Raw genomic sequence first — 319 nt, 5'->3', positions numbered from 1 at the left:
CCCATACCCTGAATCATTAACGGCTTAACCTTAGGCATTCTTGAATCACCAAAATTACCCAACTCAAGAACAGGTGCAGGAGCCGAAGCATTAAAGCGGATGGTTGAAGAGTCCGAAATCTTTCCTCTGACATCCATCGCTCGAATAGTCAATATGAAAACTTGATCCCGTGCAACGGGCAACTCAATATTATGGTAACCATTAGATGGTGTGTGCGGATACACCGCAAAACCCCTTCCAAGCAAATCGATCTGATATTGCATCACTCTCGCATTAGGCTTAACTATTAAATAGACTTTTCCCGAAACATAGTTATACC

The 319-nt window shown here is 42.6% G+C and carries 1 protein-coding gene; it reads right to left on the bottom strand.

Annotated features, from left to right (window positions below; translation table 11 throughout):
• A partial coding sequence (locus tag GHN86_RS23815) for a hypothetical protein (protein ID WP_228389657.1) occupies positions 1-263 on the bottom strand: 263 nt, incomplete at its 3' end.
• Positions 264-319: the final 56 nt, after the last annotated feature.

The organism is Pseudomonas helleri, from assembly GCF_009600315.1.
Taxonomy (GTDB): domain Bacteria; phylum Pseudomonadota; class Gammaproteobacteria; order Pseudomonadales; family Pseudomonadaceae; genus Aquipseudomonas; species Aquipseudomonas helleri_A.
The sequence above is the reverse complement of the archived record's forward strand: the minus strand, read 5'-3'. Positions and strand labels throughout refer to the sequence as shown.